The organism is Streptomyces yunnanensis, assembly GCF_029011865.1.
Taxonomy (GTDB): Bacteria; Actinomycetota; Actinomycetes; order Streptomycetales; family Streptomycetaceae; genus Streptomyces; species Streptomyces yunnanensis.
Window position 1 is genome coordinate 8,087,646 of record NZ_CP095749.1, and the last position, 19,670, is coordinate 8,107,315.

Genomic DNA, 19,670 nt, shown 5'->3' on the forward strand with positions numbered 1-19,670 from the left:
GCGGCAAGCCGTCGTCCATCTTCGCGAACCGGCCCCCGTTCGCGTCGTCACGGTGAGGCCGCTTGTGGACGTGACCGCCCCCTGGCAGCGAGCGGTTGCTCGGAACGTCCGAGGTCGGAGTGAGGTGCCACGCGGGGAAGGGGTGAGTTGCATCCGTGCATGAACATGATTACCATTTTCAACATGAGAGGTCGCATCGGTAACAGCAGTGGAGGGCAGCTGCCGGCGACGGCGGTGCAGAGCGCGTATTTCGCCGGGCGTGATCCAGGGCTGCCGCTGGGGGGCCTCGACTGCGTCGCGTACCTGGAGTTCGGCGGCAGGAGCATCGACGTGGGGCGGCTCGGTGACGCCGTCGCCGCTCTGACGGCCAATCCGTATCTGCGGCTGCGGTTCGCCGACGCGGAGACCTTGGAGGAGGCGCAGGTCGTTCCGCCGCGGCTGCGCCGGCACGATCTGAGGGGGCTGGAGCCCGGGGACGTGGCCCAGGCAGTGGCAGTGACGCGGCGCCGGATGCTGACGGAGTCACTGGATCTGGTCGGGGGGCAGACGTGGGCGGTGGAGGTCAGCCAGCTGCCCGACGGGACGTCCACGATGCATCTGGCGATCTCCCTGGCGATCGCGGACATCGCCGCGATCGGCGTGCTGGCTTCGCAGCTGGCCACGGCGTTGGGTAGGGACGTCCTCCCGGAGTACCGGGAGTTGGGGGACGTACGGGAGCGACTGCGCCGGGCGCGGCGGCCACGGCCGGCGGTGGCGCAGGAAGTCGTCGACGCCCGGCCGGTCGAACTGTTCGCGCCGCCTCAACTGCCGCGGTGTACCGCCGCGGCCGGACCGCCCGACGGGCCTGATGGCGGAGCGGAGGCGGACCTGGCTGCGCATCCGCTCGTGGAGCGGCTGACCACCCGGTTCGGTAACGCCGACTGGAGTCGGCTGGAGGGGCGGGCGCAGGAACTGGGCTGCACGACGGCGGCGTTGGTGCTCGCGCTGTACGAGCGGGTGCTGCGCCGGTTCTCGTCCAGCGCTGAGTTCCTGGTGACGGTGACCGGGGTCGACACCACCGGCACCGAGGACGAGGTGGTGGACCGCACGGTCACCTACGCGCACCGCGCGCGTCCCGATGCCATGGACACATTCGCCGAGGCCGTGCGTGAGGTCGGTGACGAGCTCAGGTTCCGGATCTCGCGCGGTGTCGAGGCGACGACAGAGCTGCGCGAGGCGCTCAAGGCCGGAAGCGGGCATCCCGGCCTGTCTCCCTACGTGTTCACGTTCGCGGCGAAGCGGCCGATCTTCGGTGACGATGCCGTGGCGGCGCTCGGTGAGCCCGAGTTCTCTTCGACGACACCACAAGTGATCATTGACTGCCGGGTCTTCCGGCTGACGAGCGCGGGTGTGGAGGTCGCGTTCGATGTGCGCCGCGATGTGCTTCCCGACGGAATGGCGCGCGAGATCTACGAGCTGTTCGTGCAATCGCTCCGCGAGGTCATCGAACACGGCGCTCCGCAACTGGAGTTGTGCCGTAGCACGGCCGATGAGCGGCTCGCGGTCAACTCGACCGCGCCCGCCCGCACAACCGGTCTGCTCTACGAGGACTTCCGTCGGCGGGTCGGCGAGCATCCGCACGCCGAGGCGGTGCTCTGGGATCCGCGGCAGTACCGCGAGAGCGGTGACCCCGTCGGCATCGGGGAGTCTGGGCGGCTGACCTATGCCGAACTGGACGACAGGGCACTGCGACTGGCCGCCGCAGTCCATGCGCGGGTCGCCCCCGGCGCGGTCGTCGCGATCCGGCTGCCGAAGGGACCGTCACAGGTCGTGGCGGTGCTCGGGGTGCTGTACGCGGGATGTATCTATCTGCCGATCGGCGTCGATGTGCCGGACGCGCGTGCGCAAGCCATCGCCGAGGCGGCCGGGGCCGGGCTGGTGCTCACCGCGGACGACCTCGCCGCCGGTGCCGCCGGTCACGATCCGCTGCCCGAGCCGGTGGCGGCAGCGGGCGACGGGCTTGCGTACATCATCTACACGTCCGGCTCGACCGGGGCCCCCAAGGGGGTGGCGATCGCCCACAGCGCGGCGCTGAACACAGTGGCCGACGTCAACGTCCGGAACGCAGTCGGCCGCCACGACCGGGTGCTCGCGGTGTCCGCGCTGGACTTCGATCTGAGCGTGTACGACATCTTCGGTCCGCTGTCCTGCGGTGGGGCGGTCGTCACCATCCCCGAGGACGCCCGGCGGGACGCCTTCGTATGGGGCGAGCTGGTCCGCCGCTTCGGGGTGACGGTGTGGAACACCGTTCCCGGCCTGGTCGAGATGCTGCTCGCCGCCAACGACGAACTGGACTCGCTGCGCACGGTGATGTGCTCCGGAGACTGGATCGACCCGGTGCTGTTCCGCAGGCTGCGGGAGGCCGCGCCGAAGGCGGCGCTGGTGGCGATGGGTGGCGCCACCGAGGCGTCCATCTGGTCCAACGCGTACGTGATCCGTTCGCAGGACGACATCGACCCGGAGTGGCGGTCGATTCCGTATGGCGTGCCGCTGTCGGGACAGAAGTACCGCGTCGTCGATGACGAGGGACGGGACCGTCCCAACGGGGTCGCCGGTGAACTGTGGATCGGCGGCGCGGGGGTGGCCACCGGGTACCACCGCGCGCCGGAGCTCACCGCCCAGCGGTTCGTCACCGACGGGCGGGGGGAGCGGTGGTACCGCACGGGCGACCTCGGGGTCTGGCGGGAAGGGCCGTTGCTGTTCATCCTCGGCAGGCTGGACACGCAGGTGAAGGTCCGGGGCCATCGCGTCGAATGCGGCGAGATCGAGCACGCGATCCGGCGAGCCGGGGGCGTTTCGGCGGCCGTGGTGACACCGATCCGGAACCGGACGGCGCTGGGCGCGTTGGTCGTCCCGGATGCATTGGGTACGCCCGCTGCATCGGACGTATCCGCGCCGGTGCCCTTTGATGCCGGGGTGCTCCGTGAACGGCTCGCTTGCGACCTGCCGCACTACATGGTGCCAACGGTGATCGCCGAGGCCGCGGAGCTGCGGTTCACCGCGAACGGCAAGGTGGACCGGAGGTGGGCTGCCGCGCGGCTGGAGTCGGACGGGTCTGAGGCGTCCCCGAGTCCCGGCGGCGTGGACCGTGACAGCGAGGTCGCCGCGGGGTGGCGTCGTGTGCTCGGCGTGGAGCAGCTCGCCCCCGACGACAACTTCTTCGTTCTCGGCGGGGACAGCCTCGCCGCGACCCGGGTCTGTGCGGGGCTGCGGGAGCGGGGCATCGAAGCCGGAGTGGACCAGCTGTTCGCCGCCCCGACGCTGCGGGCGTTCACAGCGGTCTGCACCGCGGTGCGGACGCCGTCGGTGCAGGGTGCGTCGGACGCGCAGGACCCGCAGGACGCGCCGGCCCTCCGGGATACGGCCTCCGAGGAGGTCGCGCGGACATTCCCGCTGACCCCGTTGCAGCGTGCGTACGCGCTCGGCGCGGACGGGATCCGCGGGGTCGTCCGTACGGCACCGCGGTACTCGGTCGTGATCAGCTCCGCCGGGCCGGTCGACTTCGGCGCGTGGTCGAAGGCGATCGACGTCGTGTGCGCCCGCCTCGACGGACTGCGGTGCATACGCCACGGGGACGCGGCACAGCGCGTACTGCCGCCCCACGAACTCCCCGAACTCCCTCCGCTCACCTGGCTCGACGCGGGCGGCCCCGCCCGGGCTGCGGACCGCTTGCGCGCCTACCTGGCCGGCCTGGACGACGAGACCGAACCGTCTGCCGGCGTGCTGACCGCTGTGGCGGTACGGGGCCACGAACGGGAGATCGGGCTCAGCCTCAATTACCTCGGGCTCGATGCGCGGAGCCTCATGGGCGTACTCAACACGCTGATATCCGAGGCGTGCGGGACCGAGTCGGTGGAACCGATCGATCCTTCCCTGGCGGAGTTCGGCCGGTACGCGGCACGGACCGCCGCCAAAGAAGCCGAGGAGGCAGAGGAGACCGAGGAGGCCGAGGAGGCCGAGGAAGCAGGCTTCCGGGCCGATGCCCCCGATGACGCAGCGGGTGGACTGCGGCCACCGGCGCTGCCGGTACAGCGGATTCCTGGTGAGCGGGTCGTCATCCGCTCGCGCGGGGTGCATCTCGACTCCGATGAGACCAGCGCACTGACCCGCGTCGCCAGGGACCAGCAGGTCACCACGTCATCGCTGCTGCTGGCCGAGTTCGGGCAGTCCCTCGCGGAGACCCTCGGCGTGGATGCCGTGGACATCAGTGTGCCGATGTCCCGCCGGCCCACGGACGTCTCCTCGGAGGTGCTGGGCAATTTCACCGAACTCGCGCTGTGCCGCTGCGGTCCGGAATTCGGCGCCCGGGAGGTGCACCGTGCGCTGGGTCGGGCCGTTGCCGGGTACGCGCCCGGCGAGCGGGATGTCGCCCGGGCAGGCCGTGCGGCCTTCCCCGTCGTCTTCACCAGCACCCTCGGCCTGTCGTCGGCGCAGCGCCTTTTCCGTGGCGAGGTCAAGGCGGTCTGGTCGCACACCAGGACTCCCGGCGTACTGATCGACTGCCAGGTGGTGCCGCGCGACGAGGGGATCGAACTGCGCTGGGACTGTCCGGACGACGTCTTGGAACCGGGCTTCCTGGAGCGGGCGTTCTCTCGGTTCGTGGGTCGGATCCGGCGCCTCACGGGGAGCAGCGGGAGAGCACCGGCTGCCGCCCCTGCGGCACCGTCCGCTGCGGTGTGTGCGCCGGACCGCGACGAGCTGGTGGCCACACTGCGCCGCTGTGCGCAGCGCGTGGACCCGCAGCAGGTCAGGCCCGCGCTGGCGTCGGTGTTCGACCGGTGGCGCACCGCACTCGCCGACCTGGAGGCGGCGGGCGAACCGCACGCCGCGGACGCCGAGTTCCTCGCGCACTGCCTCACCGGCGAGGTGCGAGTCACGCGGCTGTTGGAGCACGAACGACTCGCGCCGGAGGCGCTGTTGACCCGTTCCCTTGAGGCCGGCGGACTGCTGACGCAGGTGTGCGGCGAGCTGCGTCGCGCGGCGGAGGCCGCGGGCCGCAGCGTGCGGGTGGCCCACCTCGGCGCCGGGACCGGGCTGCTGCACAGCGTTCTCGCCGGGCACTTGGCGGGGACGGACATCGAGTGGGTCCCGGTCGAGTGCTCTCCGCTGCTGCGCGATCTCGGCGAGGAGCGGGGCCTGAAGTCCCTCGCCGCGCCGCCGGAGATGCCGGTGGACGTCGTCCTTGCGTTGGGCGCGCTGCACCGGGACACCGGATTGGCCGCCATGCTCACCGACATGCCCGTCGCGCCCGAGGCCGCGCTCCTGCTGGCCGAGGTGACCGGGCCCGACCCGGCCTCCCTGGTGACCGCGCTGCTCGACTCCCGCATCGCCGACCCGGCGACCACGCCGCTGTGGCCGGTGCCCACCTGGTGGAACTGGCTGACGGAACGGGGCTGGCGTCCCGTCTCGGTCAGCGCGCCTACCCCGCAACTCGCTCTCGTACATGCCCGGTACGAGCGGTACGAGGGCGGCGATGGGGATGAGGCGGCCGCTGCCGCTGCCGCTCCCGCGCGCACGGCCGCGCCGGTGCCTGTGCTCCAACTGCGGCCTCCGTCGGACATCCCGGCACGCCGGAAGCAACAGAAGCAACGGAAGGAGCGGGAAGAAACATCCCGCACCGGCGTCGAGGAGCTCCTTGCCGTCCTCTGGCGGCGGTGTCTGCCGGAGGCCGCACGCACGGCTGGGCCGGACGACGACTTCTTCGCGCTGGGCGGCGACTCGCTCGCGGCCACGCGGGTTCTCGCCGAGCTGCACACCCGTGGCTTCACCGGCGTTCGGCTTGCCGACCTGTTCAACATCCCGGTGCTCGGCGAACTGGCGCGGCACATCGCCCGGTCGGCGCGCGAAGACGAGCCATCGGCTCCGGGGCCCGCGGCGGCTTCCCCGGACGCGGACGCGGACCCCCGAACCGCCGCGGACACTTCTGCCTTCCCCTTGACCAAGGTGCAGCAGGCATACCTGACCGGCCGCAGCGAGCAGCAGCTGCTCGGGGGTGTCGCCTCGCACTGCTACTTCGAGTTCGACGCGCCGGAGCTCGACACCGAACGCTTCACCGCCGCCGTCGAGGCCGTGGTGCTCCGCCATCCGGCCCTGCGCACCACGGTCGTTGATGAGGACGGGGTCATGACCGGCCGTGTCGGGGACCGGCCGGTGCACCCGCCCGTCGAATTCGCCGACGATCCGCGGGAGAGCACCGCCGCGGAGGTCCCCGACCCCGTCCGGCGTGGCCCGCTCACGGTGCGCATCGGTCGGTCGGGCAGCCCGGGTTCGCCCGGGACCAGGACCAGGACCCGGATCGGGATCGGGATGGACAACCTGATGCTCGACGGTGCCTCGATGTGGCGGGTGCTGCGGGAGATCGGCGCACTCTACGCCGGGGCCACGGCGGCGGAACTCGACCCGCTGCGCGCCTCTTTCGCCGACTACGTCTCCCAGCGCCCGTGGCTGTGCAGCACCGTGGCACCGACGGAGCGGGACTCCACGTACTGGGCCGCCAACCCTGTGCCCGAAGCGCCCGCGCTCGTCAGCGCGGCGCAGATCGTCGCTCTGACCGAACGGCCCGTCTTCGATCGGGTGGGCACCGGCCTGCACCGCAGGGAGTGGGACGCGGTCCGCGCCGCGGCGGCGGATGCCGGCCTCACGCCCGCCGCGCTGATCTTCGCCGCGTACGCCGCCGAACTCGCGGAGTGCAGTGGCCAGGAACGATTGGCGGTCAACGTCACCACCTTCGACCGCGACCTGACCGTGCCGGGCATCGACACGGTGGTGGGCGACTTCACCTCGCTGACGCTGGTCGGTGCGCGCGTGGCCGACGGCGGCGACCTCGTCCCCGTCGGGCGGAGCGCCCAGCTGCAACTGGCCGCGGCGCGGGACCACCGCACCGTCACCGCCATCGATCAGCAGCGCAACGCAGTGCAGGAGACGGGGGATCCGGTGCGCGGCATGTATCCCGTGGTGTTCACCTGTGGGCTGGGGATGCAGGATCCCGCGCTGCGCTCCGACGACTTCGGGTTCGGGCGGCTGGTGTTCAGCTGCTCGCAGACCCCGCAGACGGTGCTGGACCTCCAGGTCCACGACGACTGCCGGGGGCTGCACATCACGGCCGACCACGTCACCCAGCTCATCGGCTCCCGGCGGGCCCAGGCCGTGGTGGACGGGGTCGCACGCCGGCTGCGCGACTTCGCCGGGTCCGCGTGCGCACGGCCGGACGCCGAGGAGCCAGATCCCGGGCAGTCCGGCGCCGGGCGGCTCGACGCGCTCATCCGGCAGGCATGGGAGCGCGCGCTCGGCACGGAACTGCCCCGGGACGGGGCGAACTTCTTCCGCGCCGGGGGCGATTCACTGCGGGCGACGCGCTGCGTCCGCGCCCTCCAGGAGCAGGTCCACCCGCGGATCACACTGCGAACTCTCCTGTCCCATCCGGACCTTGGGACATTCACCGCTGCGGTGGCGAACCTCGCGACCGACACGGCAGACGACGACTACGAAGCAGGTGAGCTATGACCTCCGTCCAGCAGCTGATCGACAGGATCGAGATGAGGGGCGTCGATCTGTGGCTGGAAGACGGGAAGCTCCGCTTCAAGGCCCCGACCGGTGCCTTCGAGCCCGAGCTGCGCGAGCAGGTCGCGGCACGGCGCGACGAGGTCATCGCGGTACTCGCGGCTCGCGAGGCCGCGGTGCGGGACCCGGACAACGCCGACCGGCCCTTCCCCCTCACCGATGTTCAGGCCGCCTACCTCGTCGGCCGGACAGACGCCTACGAGGACGGCGGCGTCGGCTGCCACGGCTACGCCGAGTTCATCCTCCCCGACGACCTGGCGGGACCGGCCGGGCGGCTGCGGCAGGCATGGCAGCGGGTCGTCGACTGCCACGAGATGCTGCGCGTGACAGTTTCCCCGGACGGATGGCAGCAGATCGAGTCCGGCATGGACGTACCGCTCCTCGTCCACGACTGCCCGACTCCCGAGGCGTTCGACGAGACCCGGCGTGTCGTGCGGTCGCAGCTCCAGCACCGCAGTTACGAGCTCGGCGGCGGTCCCATGATCGACGCAGTGGTGACGCGCGGCCCGGGCGAGTCGGTGCTGCACCTGTCGGTGGATCTGCTCCTCACCGACTTCCGCGGCCTCGAAGTGATCCTGCAGGACTTCGAAACGGCCCTCGACGACCCGGCGACGCCCCTGGCGAAACCGTCCCTCACCTTCCGCGACTACATCCTGACGATGGGCAGGAGGGCAGATACGGCGCGGGCGCGCGCAGCCCGGGCCCGGGACGAGGAGTACTGGCAGGAGCGCAGCGAACAGCTCCCGCCGGCCATGCAGTTCCCGCCCTCCCTCCGGGGCCCGGGCCGGAACCAGGACCGGGAACGCGGGCCGGTCCGCTACACGCGGCGCAGCCACCTCGTCGAGCCGGAGCGCTGGGCGGCCCTGACCGCCGCGGCACGGTCGCGCGGGGTGACGCCGTCCGCGCTGCTGCTCGCGGTGCTCGGGCGGGTGGCCCGGCGTTACACCGACGCCGACCGCTCCCTGGTGACCGCGACGGTCCTGGACCGCAGCCCGGTCACGGAGGACGTGGACCGGATCGTCGGGGACTTCACCTCGACCGCTCTGGCCGAGGCCCCCGGACAGCCCGATGTGCCCTTCGCCGACCTGGCGCGCCGGGCGCAGGACTCCCTGTTCGAGGCGATGGACCACGGCGCGGTCAGCGGCGTCGAAGTGGGCCGGATGCTGGCGCGCCGACAGGAGGGGCAGAACAGCACCCCGCAGGTGGTGCTCACCTCGACCGTGGGCGCCGGCACGGGGTCGGGAACGGGCATCGGGCGCCGGCTCCGGCCCGTCGTGGAGGCCGGGCTCAGCCAGACCCCGCAGGTCCTGCTCGACGTACAGGCCGCCCCGCACGGCGGCGGGGCCTCGCTGGTCTGGGACAGCAGGAACGGCGGGATCGAGGAGAGCGTGCTGGACGCTGCGTTCGGGGACTTCGTGGACGCCGTGGAACTGCTGGCGGCGGACGAGTCGGCCTGGGACCGCGACCTCCTCGACCGCCGCGCGCTGCCGGCGGTGACACGCGTGCCGCGGCGTCCTCGGGGCGCGCTGCACACCCGAATACGGGAGCACACCCAGGCCGACCCCGACGCCGTCGCGGTCGTGCACTCCGGCACCGGCACCACCGTGAGCAGGGGAGAGCTCGCCGAGCGGGCATCCGCGGTCACCCGGACGCTCGTCGGTGCCGGGGTACGGCCGGGCAGTCCGGTGGTGGTGGCGCTGCCGCCGGGCCCGGACCAGATCGCGGCGGAGATCGGCGTGCTCGCCGCGGGCTGCTACTTCGTGCCCGTCGACCCGGAGTGGCCCGCCGCCCGCCGGGAGCACATCATCGCCACGCTCAGCGACAGCGGCGCCGGAACCAAAGCAGGCGCCGCAACCGGCACCGAAGCCCGCGCCGCTACCAGCACCGCAAACGGCGCCGACGCCGGCGTGTTCGTGATCGACCCGGACACCGTCCTCCTGCCCGCCGGGGACACGGACATCCCGGCAGTGGACCCCGGACAGCTCGCGTACGCCATCTTCACGTCCGGCTCCACCGGGGCACCGAAGGGAGTCGCGCTCACCCACGACCAGGTCGCGACCACCCTCGACGCGATGGAGGAGCTCCTCCAACTGACCGCGGACGACGCGGTGCTGGCGGTCTCGCGGCCCTCCTTCGACCTGTCGGTGTTCAACGTCTTCGGCGTGCTCGCCGCGGGCGGGCGCGTGGTGCTGCCGTCCTCGGGCGTCACCGCCGACCCGCAGACCTGGGCCCACGCGGTGGCGGAGCACGGCGTCACGGTCTGGAACTCGGTGCCCGAACAACTCCAGCTGCTGCTGGACCACTTGGACGACGAGGGCGCTCCGGCGGGGCGGCTGTCCGGCATGCGCGTGGTGCTCGTCTCCGGGGACTGGGTCCCGGTACGGCAGCCCGGGCACCTGTGGCGCCACGCGCCCGACGCCCGCTTCCTCGCACTCGGCGGCGCGACAGAGGCCGCGATCTGGTCGAACCTGCACGAGGTGACCGAGCCGCTGCCGCCGGACACGCGGTCCGTCCCGTACGGAAGGGCACTGCCCAACCAGGGCATCTGGGTCCTCAACGCCGACGGAGAGCCCGCCGTCACCGGACAGCCGGGCGAGATCCACATCGGCGGCGATGGCGTCGGCGCCGGATACCTCGGCACCGGCATCGGCACCGGCACCCGTACCGGTTCCGCCGCCTCGACCGCCTTCTACCGCCACCCGGACAATGGTGAACGCTGCTACCGCACCGGCGACCGCGGCAGGTTGCTGCCGAACGGGGAGATCGAGTTCCTCGGACGCCTCGACGGCCAGGTGAAGATCCGCGGGCACCGCATCGAGCTCGCCGAGGTCGAATCCGCACTGTGCTCCGCGGAGGGGATAGTGGCCGCCGTCGCGGCGGCCGCCGACACCGGGCGCGGCAAGTCACTCGTCGCGGGCGTGGTTCCCCGACGCGGGCCGGTCCGGCGCGCCGAAGGAGTGCGGGATGCAGAACGGGTCGAGCAGGCCGTCGCGGCCGAACACGCGGCGTTCATCGCCAAGTTGGACGCCGACGCCTTCACCGAGTTCCTCGCCCGCATGAACGCGGTGGCCCTCGACGCGATGGGCAGCAAGGTCGCCGAGGAGTGCGCGCGGGGAACCACCGGCGTCGAGGACCTCGTCGCCGCGCTCGGCGGCAGCGCCCATCGGCCACTGGTGCGGCGCTGGATCCGTACGCTTCAGGACGAGGGCAGGCTCACCGTGTCGGACGGAAACGTCACGGTCGCCCCGGAGCTGCATGAGGAGACGGCACTGCTGCGGCGGTGGTCCGAGGTGCGCGAGCTCGGCCGCGCGCTCGACTACGGCGACGAGCAGCTCGCCTACGTCGAGCGCTGTCTCGCCGAACTGTCCGCCCTGCTGTCCGGCGAAGCCGACCCCCTGGCGTTGCTGTTCCCCGAGGGCAGCACGCATGTCGCCCGGGCCGCCTATGCCGAGAACCTCACCAGCCGGTACCTCAACGGCCTGATCTGCGCTGGCATCAGGGAGCGGGCCGGGCAGCGCAATGCCGCAGGACAGTCGCTCAGGATCCTGGAGATCGGCGCCGGTGTCGGCGGCACCACCGCCCCGGTGCTCGCCGTCCTCGAAGGGTGCCGTGCCGAGTACACGTTCACGGACGTCTCGCGGTTCTTTCTCGACGAAGCGGCTCAGCGGTGGCCCGAGGTGAACGTCACGCTCTTCGACCTCAACGAGGACCCGCAGGAGCAGGGCATGGCGCCGGGCTCCTTCGACGTCGTCCTGTGCGCCAACGTGCTCCACAACGCCCGGGATATTCCCGCGGCCCTCGACCGCCTGCACGGGCTGCTCGCCCCCGGCGGCACCCTGGCCGTCATCGACTCCACGAAGGTCAACGCGCCGCTGCTGGTGTCGATGGAGTTCAAGGAGGGGCTGACCGGATTCACGGATGAACGGGCGGCGAGCGGTGATGCGTTCTTCTCCCTGGAGCAGTGGAACGCCGCACTGGAGGCGTCGCGGTTCGAGCGGTGTGTGCACTTCCCCGCCGAGGACAGCGTGCTGCGCCCGGCAGCGCAGTCGGTGTTCTTCGCCAGCGCGCGGCTCGACGAGGAGCCCCTCACCCCCGCGCAGGTCCTGGAAGCCGGCGCGCAGCACCTGCCCCGCTACATGCTTCCGTCGCGGGTGGTCGTGCTGCCTTCCCTCCCGTTGACGGCGAACGGCAAGGTCGACCGGGCGGCCGTCGCACAGCTGGCAGGGCGCACGGGCACCGGTGCGCAGCGCCCAGCCGGCGCAGGCGGACCGGCACGGCTGGGCGTCGAGCACCGGCCGGTGGCCCGGATCTGGCGCGAGGTGCTGGGCCTTGGCCCGGACCATCCGATCGCGGCCGGCGACAACTTCTTTGAGCTCGGCGGCGATTCCCTGTTGATCGCCCGTTGCGTGGGCACGCTGCGGCGGGAGATCCCCGGGGCCGGGGCGATTCCGTGGGACCGGCTGCTGCGGGAGATCGTCGCCGACCCCACGGTGGCCGGGTGCGTACAGGCACTCTCCGACGGCGACACGGCGGACCCCAGCGCGACGGAGACCGGAACGGAGACCGGGAAGGGAACCGTCGACGGGAAGGGGCCCGCGGAGGCGCAACGGCCCCTGGTCCAGGTGCTCGACGGCCGCGGCAGCCGTTGGCAGGACGATGCTGTGGTCTTCGTCCACGACGGCTCCGGCGGGCTCGGCCCGTACCGCGATCTCCTGGCCCGGCTGGAGACGCAGACCGAGCGGCCAGCAGTGTTCGGGGCGCGGCGCACCCCCGGCGACGGCGGTATCGACGTCGCGCCCGAGGAGTTGTTCGGCACCCTCGCCGAACGCTACGTCCGCGCGCTCGACGACAGCGGACTCGACCGCACCCACGGCCGGATCCATCTGATCGGCTACTGCATGGGCGGCCTGATCGCCGCGAGCATGGCCGAACGGCTCGCCGAACGCGGGACCCCGCCCGGATCGCTGACGGTGGTCAGCTCGTACCGCATCCCGTTCGTCATCGAGGACGGGCTGCTGCTCGACTACTCCTTCGCGAGGCTGATGTACCGCGCCCCCGCCGACGCCGGTCTCGACTTCGATGAGCACGAACTCGGCGACCTGCTGAACGAGGCACGCGCCCACTACGGCGACCGCGTGCCCCAGGGCGCGTTGGCGCAACTCGCTGTCGGATACCCGAGGTTGGGCCCGGCCGTTGCGACGGCACCCGACAGCGTGCGGGCTCGGCTGGACCGGCTCGCCGCCTCCGACCCGGCCGGCGCCTGGACGCCGGAGACGCTGCTGGAGCTCCGCGAGTCGTACGCGGCGAGCCTGAAGGCGGTCGCCTCCTTCCGGAGCCTCGGCTACCTCGGCGACATCACTTTCCTGCGGCAGCGCGGTGACCTGCACTTCCTGCCCACCTTGAAGGAGGACATGACGGCCTTCTGGGAGGAGTACTGCCTCGGTGAGCTCACCGTGACCGACGTGGACGGAACCCATTTCGACTGTCTCACCGGTGATGCGGCGGCCGCGGTGACGGACATCCTCCAGCAGATATGGGGAAGGGACGCATGAAGTACCTAGTACTGGGCGCCTCCGGCGCGGTGGGGCGGGCCTGTGTGCGGACCCTGCTCGGCCGGGAGGACGCCCATGTCGTTGCCGCGGGGCGCAATCTGCCGCGGCTGGAAAGGGAGTGGCGGGCGTACGGGGCGGGAAGCCCGGACACCGTTCGGGTGGACCTCGACGAGCCGGGCTCTGTGGATGCGGCGCTGGCAGGGCCGGCCGGTCCGGTGGATGTCGTCGTCAACTGCGCCGGGCCGTCCTACCGCTACTCCGCGCCGACCGCGGAGACAGCGCTGCGGCACGGAGCCCGCTACGTCGACGCCGGCGGAGACCAGGCCCTCATCGACGCGACGGCGGCAGCAGCCGAGAAGCACGGCGCTCTCGCCGTGTTCGGTGCGGGCGTGCAGCCCGGGCTGGCCGGTGTGGCCGTGCGCGCGGTGGCCGCCCGGCTGGCGGACCCCGCGACGACGGAGATCCACGCCCACTGCGGCGGGGTGCAGCCGCTCAGCCGCGCGGGACTCGACGAGTACCTGCACGCGGTGCGCGCCCGGACCGGTCATCCCGGAAAGATCTACCAGCGGGGTGCCCTGCACACGCTGCCACCGGACAGCGGCATGGCCGTCCCCGCGGCATTCCCCGGCACCGCGCGCGCCCATGTGAGCCTGGACGAGGAATGCCGGGCCGCGGCCGAGGAGTTGGGACTTGCTGCCCTGTGGTGGGGCAACATCACCGGCTCGGTGCCGATCGAACAGGCCCTGTCCAGGGCGCTCGGCCAGGAACGCACCCACACCGAGACGCTCCGGGCGATCGACGCCGCGGTCTCCGGGGCCCGGCCGTACTTCCGGATCAGCCTGCAGGGCACCGCGGGACACGGCACCTCGCGACAGGCCACCGTGCGTGTGCGCACCGTCCTGCACTGCGCCGACAGCTACGCCCTCACCGGGGCCGTGGCCGCGCTGGCCGCTCTCGAAGACCCGCGCGGCAGGACCGGTGCGGTCTGGATGTCGGAGTACGTCGATGCCCGGCGCTTCTGGGACCGCATGGCCACGGACGTACCCGGGGTGTCGCTCGTTCTGGACACCGCCCCGGCCGCCAGCCTGCCCGAGCCCTCCGAACCGGCCGAGAAGTCAGGACAGTTCGAGGAGGGTGAGCTGTGAGCAGGGTCAGGCCACGGGCGGTGGTGGTCGGCGCCACCTTCGGCGCGCACTATGCGCGGGCGCTGGCCGATCCGTGCTCACCCGTGGAACTCGTCGGCGTGGCCGGCACCGGCGGGCAGGCCGGACGCGATCTCGCGGCGGACCTCGGGGTGCGCTACCTGGCCGGGACGGACGAGATCGACGGTGCCGAGCTGGCTGTCGTCGCGGTCCGCTCCGCGATGGTCGGCGGCCAGGGCGACGAGATCTGCCGTGACCTGCTGCGACGTGGCATCTCCGTGCTCCAGGAGCTCCCGGTGCACTCCTCGGACGTCGTGCGCTCGGTCCGTACCGCGAAACGGTCTGGAGCGGCATTCGCGGTGACCGGTTTCTACGAGCATCTGGAACCGGTCCGCCGGTTCATCGCCGCGGCACGCGCGCTGGACGCCGTCTCCCCGGTCACCAGCGTCGAACTCCGCACCACCGTCCAGGTGCTGCACTCCAGCCTGCGCGTGCTGTCCCGGATCCTCACCTCCCCGCCGGGCGGTGACCTCGCGGTGCACCCGGCAGCGGCGACGGCCAAGTCCCTGGTCAGCACGGACTGGGGAGGTGTCGCGGTGGATGTGCTGGTACGCAACGGCTACGACGCACGCACGCCCGACGACAACTGCCAGCCCCTCATGGGCTTCGTCCTCGGCACACCGGACGGCGAGCTGTCGCTGCCGCACGTCCACGGCTCGACCCGGTGGGAGCCCCGGTTGCACGAGGACACCCCGGGACGGCTGCGCCACCCGCAACAGCGCCTGTCACACGTCCTCGGACCGGACGACTGGACCGGAGACACCGTGTTCACCGGCCTGTGGGCGGAGGGAATCACCCGGGCACTCCGCGGCTTCGCCGAGGCGCTGACAACCGGGCGGCAGCCGGTCGGGCAGCGGGACCTCGCCGTGCTCCGCCACTGGGAGGCGGTATCGGCACGTCTAGGCAGACCCGCCGACCTGCCCTCCTCACCACCGAAATTCATCAACGTCCATGACCTGGAGGTGTGTTCGTGAACGCAGTGGCACCGCTGAGCGATGCCGAGACGAGCAGTGGAGGCGACGTACCCGTCGTCATCTTCCCGCACGCCGGGGGGAGTCCACGGTTCTTTCTGCACTGGACCGGCGCGATACCCAAGGCCCAGCTGTTCGGCGTCACCTATCCCGGACGGGACGCCCGCCTGCACGAGCGGCACCGGGACAACCCGCATGGCGACAGCCTCGTCGGCCTCGCCCGCTCGATCGCGGACGACCTCGCGGCGGCCGGCCTCGCCGAGGCGGCGCCCGTGCTCGTCGGGCATTCGATGGGCGCGCTGGTGGCGTACGAGACCGCGGCGGCGCTGGCGGCGCGCGGTGCCCGAGGCATTCAGGTGGTGGTGTCGGGACAGAACCCGCCATCCCGCGGTGTGGGCACCGCACTGCACCGTGACACCGACGCGAAGCTGATCGCCGACATCGTCCGGCAGAATCCGGCGAGCGCGGAACTGTGGCAGGTGCCCGAACTCCGCGACATGTTCCTCCCGGCGGTGCGGGAGGACTACCGGCTGCTGGAGACATACGCCTGCACCGGCGCCGTGATCCCGGACATCCACGTGGTCTTCGGCGACCGCGACGACGAGGTCGACCCGGTACGCATCGGCGAGTGGAACGGCTTCTCCACCCAGCGGCGTGCCCCTGTCCGGTGCGCGGGCGGGCACTTCTACCTACAGGCACCCGACACCCAGCTCCCGGAGCTGATCAGCACCATCTGTGCCGGTGCCGGCACCGGCACAGATGTCCGTGCTGCCCGCGGGGTGTGCGCCGATGTCTGACCAGCACACCAGGCAGCAGCCGGGGCTGTCAGGGAAGATCACGGGCGGCCCGCTGTTCCGGATCCTGCGGCCGGTGGTCGCCCCCACCGCGGTCGCGGTCGCGATACAGGCCGCCGGGTCGCTGTGCTCAGTGATCCCGTTCTTCGCCCTGCTGGATCTCGCCGAGGGACTGACCCACCATCAGGACGTGAGCAGGCCGCTGCTCTGGTTCATCGCCGGGCTCGGCATCCAGTCAACGTGCAGCTTTGTCGCCCTGCTGATCACGCACTTCGCCGACGTCGAACTCCAGGCGACGCTCCGCCGTACGCTGAGCGCCAAGCTGGGACGGCTGCCGCTGGGGTGGTTCGGAGCCCACTCCTCGGGGCGGGTGCGGCAGATCGTGCAGAACGACGTCGACTCGCTCCACCAGCTCGTCGCGCACACCCTCGTCGAGTCCGTCGCCTGCGTGCTCACCCCGGCCGCCGGACTGCTCTTCTGCTTCGCCGTCGACTGGCGGCTCGGGCTGGCGGTGATCGCTCCGATGGTCCTGTACTTCACCGTGTTCTCGGCGCTGTCCCAGACCGGAAGCCGGGAGATCATGGCGCGTGTCTCCGCCGAACTCGCGGTCGTCAGCGCGGCGGTCACGGACTACTTCCGCGGGGTCGTGGTGCTGAAGGTGTTCGGCAAGGCGGGCGAGAAATACGGGCGCTTCACCGCGGTCTCCGAGCGGTTCCGTGAGGAGTTCACCGGCCTCGTCCGGCCCGCGATGCGCGCCCAGGCCGTCGCGAGCGTGTTCCTCACGGCGTCGGTGATGGCCTGCTCGGTGTTCGCGGTGGGCGTCTGGAGCGTGCAGCAGGGCTGGACGCGAGCCGCCTCGCTGCTGGTGGTGTCGGCCGTGGCCATGATGCTGCCAGCGGCCATCCTCACGGTCGCGACCAGTGCCCAGGCCCGGGCCGACGCGGCCGAGGCCGCGGGACGTATCGTCCGCCTGCTCGACGAGCCGGAGCTCCCGGCCACGGACCGGGAGGCGGAGCTGCGCGACGCGACGGTCGAAGTGCGTGACGTCGGCTTCGGATACCGCGCGGAGGAGCCCGTACTGCACGACATCACGCTCACCTTCCCCGCCCGCACCACGACCGCCCTCGTCGGGCCGTCCGGCGCGGGAAAGTCGACGCTGACGGCGCTGCTGGTGCGGTTCCACGACGTCGACCGGGGGCAGATCCGCATCGGGGGAGTGGACGTCCGCGACATCCCGACCCGGCAGCTGTACCGCACCGTCGGGGTGCTGCTCCAGCAACCGCAGCTGCCCGCCGTCTCGGTGGCCGACAACATCGCCCTCGGCCGCCCGGCCGCCACCCGCGCGGAGGTCGAACGCGCGGCCCGCGAGGCGCTGATCCACGACCGGATCCTCGCGCTGCCGAACGGATACGACTCGGTGGTCGGCACGGACGCCCGCCTGTCCGGCGGGGAAGCCCAGCGCATCGCCATCGCCCGCCTGCTGCTGGCGGACACCCCGGTGCTGGTGCTCGACGAGGCGACATCCGCGATCGACCCGGACGCGGCGGCGCTGCTGAACGCCGCCCTCCGGCGCCTGACCGCGGACCGCACCGTCATCGTGATCACGCACCGGCTCGACAGCACGAAGGAGGCGGACAACACCGTGGTGCTGGAGCATGGACGCGTCGTGGAGCAGGGCACCCACGCCCAACTGCTGGAGCACGGGGGCGTCTACGCCCGCATGTGGAACGACGACTTCTGTGAGGTGACCCGGTGATATCCGCGCTCATATCCATCGGCGGCACCGCTACCCGCCGTGCGTTCCGCGGCTTCCTGGCCCTCGCCACGCTGGTCGGAGTGCTCCAGGGAATCGCGCTGGCGACGCTGGTGCCGGTGCTGCTGTCGCTCTATCGGAACGATGCCGGGGCGGCCTGGTACTGGCTGGCCGTGCTCGGCCTGGTCGCGGCGGCCGGCGGCACGCTGCTGGCGCGGGTGACGATGTGGGGATTCCACCTCGCGATGGACGTCATCGTCGCCATGCACCGCCGCATCGGCCAGCGGCTCGTCGAGTTGCCGATCGGCTGGTTCACTCCCGCGACCACGGGGCGCACCTCGCACGTCGCGGTGCGGGGCACGATGTTCGTCGCACAGACGGCGATGGACATCCTGGTACCGCTGACACTGCATGTCGTCACGCCGCTCACGGTCGCGGTCGCGACCTGCTTCTACGACTGGCGCATGGGGCTGGCCCTACTGGCTGCCGCACCCGTCATCTGGCTGTCGGCAACCGTCGCCGGCCGCCGCAACGGCGCGGCCGAACGGCGGATCCACGACGCCGCGGCGGCCACCAACACCCGGCTCCTCGAATTCGCGGAGAAACAGCTGACGCTGCGCGCCGCGGGCATCGAAGGAACCGCGTACACACCGCTCGACGACGCGATCGACGCACAGCGCAGGGCCGGACGGCGGGCCCTTTGGTCCTCGGTGCTCGGCCTGGCCCTGCAGGGCCTCGTCGTCCAGACCGCGTTCGGCGCCGCCGTGACACTGGGCGTCTACCTGACGGTGCACGGCACCGCCGACCCGGTCCACGTGGTCGCGCTGATCGGGCTGTGCGCACAGTTCACCGGCCCGCTGAAGATCCTGGCCGAACTCGGTACGGCGCTGCGCCGTTCGGCTGTGGAAGTCGGTGCCGTCCGCGATCTCGTCGAGCTCGACGGACTCCCGGAACCGGCCACGCCGAGCCCGGTGCCACCACGGCACGACATCGCCTTCCACGACGTCACCTTCGCCTACGAGCCCGGGCCAGGGCACGAGCAGCGTGGCCAACCCGTCCTCAACAGGCTGTCGTTGACCGTTCCGCACCGCTCGATGGTGGCGCTGGTCGGCCCGTCCGGGAGCGGGAAGACCACCCTCACCAGACTGATCGCACGCTTCTGGGACGTCCAGGACGGGGCCGTCACCCTCGGCGGCACCGACGTCCGCGACTTCGCCACCGACGACCTGATGGCCCAGCTGTCCCTGGTCTTCCAGGACGTCTACCTGTTCGACGACACCCTGGAAGCCAACATCCGCCTGGGCAACCCCGAAGCCACCGATGAACAGGTACGGCGCGCCGCGGAGTTCGCGGCGGTGACCGAGATCGCCGAACGCCTTCCCAACGGCTGGCACAGCAGCGTCGGCGAAGGAGGCCGGGCGCTGTCCGGTGGCGAACGTCAGCGGGTGTCCATCGCACGGGCCCTGGTGAAGAACGCCCCGGTGGTGCTGTTCGACGAAGCCACCGCCGCCCTCGACCCGACAACCGAAGCCGTGGTGGCCGAATCCATCCGGCTGCTCGCCGGGCGCGCCACGGTCCTGGTCATCGCGCACAGCCTGGCCACGGTGGCACAGGCCGACTCGATCGCCTTCCTCGACGGCGGCGCCGTGGTCGAACACGGCACCCACGAGGACCTCCTCGAACGGAACGGCAGGTACGCGCAGTTCTGGCGCTCACACGCGGGAGAAACCCCACTGCGGACGCCCGTCCATATACCGGCCGGCGAATCCTGAACATCCGAATCACCCGGGAACAAGGAA

The 19,670-nt window shown here is 71.8% G+C and carries 7 protein-coding genes; all 7 read left to right on the plus strand.

The window, feature by feature from the left end; genetic code table 11:
* Positions 1–183: 183 nt before the first annotated feature.
* Genes MOV08_RS35345 through MOV08_RS35375 form a run of 7 tightly spaced genes read left to right on the plus strand, consistent with a single transcriptional unit; the run spans position 184 to position 19,643 of the window.
* On the plus strand, positions 184–7,542 hold the full coding sequence (locus MOV08_RS35345; protein WP_275310319.1) for a non-ribosomal peptide synthetase: 7,359 nt from the start codon (positions 184–186) through the stop codon (positions 7,540–7,542).
* On the plus strand, positions 7,539–13,151 hold the full coding sequence (locus MOV08_RS35350; protein ID WP_275310320.1) for a non-ribosomal peptide synthetase: 5,613 nt from the start codon (positions 7,539–7,541) through the stop codon (positions 13,149–13,151). Before MOV08_RS35345 ends, MOV08_RS35350 begins: the two co-directional genes overlap by 4 nt.
* Positions 13,148–14,296 carry a saccharopine dehydrogenase NADP-binding domain-containing protein gene (locus MOV08_RS35355; RefSeq protein ID WP_275310321.1) on the plus strand — a complete coding sequence of 383 codons (1,149 nt, stop codon included), beginning with the start codon at positions 13,148–13,150 and terminating at the stop codon, positions 14,294–14,296. The genes MOV08_RS35350 and MOV08_RS35355 overlap by 4 nt, the downstream gene beginning before the upstream one ends.
* Entirely contained in the window at positions 14,293–15,327 is a 1,035-nt protein-coding gene (locus MOV08_RS35360; protein WP_275310322.1) for a Gfo/Idh/MocA family oxidoreductase, read from the plus strand. Before MOV08_RS35355 ends, MOV08_RS35360 begins: the two co-directional genes overlap by 4 nt.
* Positions 15,324–16,121 (plus strand): thioesterase II family protein, encoded by a 798-nt coding sequence (locus MOV08_RS35365; protein WP_275310323.1) that lies wholly within the window; start codon positions 15,324–15,326, stop codon positions 16,119–16,121. Before MOV08_RS35360 ends, MOV08_RS35365 begins: the two co-directional genes overlap by 4 nt.
* On the plus strand, positions 16,114–17,874 hold the full coding sequence (locus tag MOV08_RS35370; protein WP_275310324.1) for an ABC transporter ATP-binding protein: 1,761 nt from the start codon (positions 16,114–16,116) through the stop codon (positions 17,872–17,874). Before MOV08_RS35365 ends, MOV08_RS35370 begins: the two co-directional genes overlap by 8 nt.
* Positions 17,871–19,643, plus strand: a complete 1,773-nt coding sequence (locus MOV08_RS35375) for an ABC transporter ATP-binding protein (protein WP_275310325.1) — start codon at positions 17,871–17,873, stop codon at positions 19,641–19,643. The genes MOV08_RS35370 and MOV08_RS35375 overlap by 4 nt, the downstream gene beginning before the upstream one ends.
* Positions 19,644–19,670 lie beyond the last annotated feature (27 nt).

Excerpts from the sequence above, each read along its gene's own strand:
- MOV08_RS35345 (WP_275310319.1), top strand. The coding sequence starts at position 184 with ATGAGAGGTCGCATCGGTAACAGCAGTGGAGGGCAGCTGCCGGCGACG.
- MOV08_RS35350 (WP_275310320.1), top strand. The coding sequence starts at position 7,539 with ATGACCTCCGTCCAGCAGCTGATCGACAGGATCGAGATGAGGGGCGTC.
- MOV08_RS35355 (WP_275310321.1), top strand. The coding sequence starts at position 13,148 with ATGAAGTACCTAGTACTGGGCGCCTCCGGCGCGGTGGGGCGGGCCTGT.
- MOV08_RS35370 (WP_275310324.1), top strand. The coding sequence starts at position 16,114 with ATGTCTGACCAGCACACCAGGCAGCAGCCGGGGCTGTCAGGGAAGATC.